This is a genomic window from Oleiphilus sp. HI0123, from assembly GCF_001635315.1.
This window is the reverse complement of sequence record NZ_LWGE01001427.1, coordinates 1-1,665: the sequence shown is the minus strand read 5'-3', so window position 1 is coordinate 1,665 and position 1,665 is coordinate 1. Positions and strand designations below refer to the sequence as shown.

The window sequence follows — 1,665 nt, the reverse complement described above, 5'->3', positions numbered from 1 at the left end:
GTAACTAAATGGAAGCGTCACAACTTAAAACGCTTTCTGGCAAAGTAGAGCAACTTCTAAACTACTGCCAGACGCTTGAAGCAGACAATTTAGCGCTAAAAAGCAGCCAAGACGATTGGCTGTCCGAGCGGACTAAACTTCTACAAAAAAATGATCTTGCCAAAAACAAGATTGAATCAATGATTGGTCGCCTAAAAGCTCTGGAGCAAGGTTAATGTCCGACGCCAACACACTAAAGGTCAAAATCCTTGAAAAGGACTACCTGGTCGCCTGCCCTCCTGATAAAAAGGACGCTCTAGAAAATGCTGCGGGGCACCTTGATGAAAAAATGCGAGAAATACGCTCGTCAGGAAAAGTTCTGGGCATTGAACGAATTGCGGTCATGGCAGCTCTAAATATTGCATACGAATTGCTCGAAAGTGGTCGCGATAAAGAAGGTGACCAGGAGATGTTGCTATCACTTGAAGAAAAGCTTGATCAAGCTTTGATCAAAGCAAAAGCACAGGCCTAATTGAAACCCTGGGCAATTTGTTTTTTTTCGTAAAAAGCCCTGATTTTTATCTAGTTTTTTTATATGATGGTTTGGCGTTCTGGAATGCTGGCTTGCTAGATAAGTCCTCGAGCCGATAATAACACCTTGGTAATCACATCATGTGATGTGTGCAAGTCCCCCGGTTTATCTGGATGGGAAAGCCTAATTTGCATATAGTGATCACCCCCTTGAACTTTCGGGTTCAAGGCCCTATCTGGCAGCGGCATTTTGGGCGCACCAAAATCAACACTCACAACAGAGCGTTGCTTTTGTTTAAACCTATCCAGCTCTATCTTATTGACGATACAGCCCAAAAATGAGTCTTTCTCAAACCTCCCCCGCCACCTTAATTCAAGAAAAAAAGCAGCTTCGTAGAGAGCTCCGCCAACAACGCCGCCAGCTCACCAAGCTTCAACAAAGAACAGCTTCAACGCATTTACTCAAAAATCTGAAACGCTTTGGTTTACTACTGAGGGGCAAACATATTGCTTTGTACTTAGGCAACGACGGTGAAATCTGCCCTCGATCACTGCTCACACTAATACAGAAATGGGGAAAGACAGCATACTTGCCCGTCATCCACCCCTTAAAACCACAACAGATGATTTTTTGCCAAGTCTCTGCATCAAGCCCTTATATCAAGAACCGTTTCGGTATTGAGGAACCTGACTTTAAACGCTGCAAACAATTCAATGCTAAACAACTGTCAACAGTGTTAATGCCACTGGTAGCATTTGATAGCGAAGGAAACAGAATGGGAATGGGAGGCGGCTTCTATGATCGCACTTTTGACTATAAGCGACGGCTTCCTCAGTGCAAGCCTCGCTTGATTGGATTAGCACATGAGCTGCAGAAGATGGACGCGCTTCCGGTCAATGACTGGGATGTCAGCTTAGATGCGATCGTCACCGATCAAGGTATCTATGCAAAAAAATAAGCCTATGCAGAATCAAACGAGCAAAAAAGCCGAGTAATTCTTTATGAATAGAGAGTTTTAGTAGCGGCTGGCTGAACGATCAAATACATGCTCAGTACTAGCGTTCTGAACCGGCTCTTCATCAGCACCAATGCTAATAGAAGAAAAGCCACTTATGACCAAACCGATCATAAATATACCGATTACAGCCAACATT

3 protein-coding genes and 1 other RNA gene are annotated in these 1,665 nt (G+C 43.8%); all 4 read left to right on the top strand.

Going from position 1 to position 1,665, the window contains the following annotated elements; translation table 11 throughout:
• The first annotated feature begins 8 nt into the window (after nucleotides 1-8).
• The 4 genes from A3761_RS18520 to A3761_RS18505 all read left to right on the top strand — a co-directional run bounded on the left by A3761_RS18520 (nucleotide 9) and on the right by A3761_RS18505 (nucleotide 1,469).
• Complete coding sequence (locus tag A3761_RS18520) at nucleotides 9-215, top strand: TIGR02449 family protein (protein ID WP_068509120.1); 207 nt, start codon at nucleotides 9-11, stop codon at nucleotides 213-215.
• A complete protein-coding gene (locus tag A3761_RS18515) occupies nucleotides 215-511 on the top strand; it encodes a cell division protein ZapA (RefSeq protein ID WP_068509122.1) in 297 nt (98 codons plus the stop codon). The genes A3761_RS18520 and A3761_RS18515 overlap by 1 nt, the downstream gene beginning before the upstream one ends.
• A gap of 73 nt (nucleotides 512-584) precedes the next feature.
• Nucleotides 585-770, top strand: a non-coding RNA gene (gene ssrS, locus A3761_RS18510) — 6S RNA.
• Nucleotides 771-848: 78 nt separating this feature from the next.
• Complete coding sequence (locus A3761_RS18505; RefSeq protein ID WP_068512216.1) at nucleotides 849-1,469, top strand: 5-formyltetrahydrofolate cyclo-ligase; 621 nt, start codon at nucleotides 849-851, stop codon at nucleotides 1,467-1,469.
• Nucleotides 1,470-1,665: the final 196 nt, after the last annotated feature.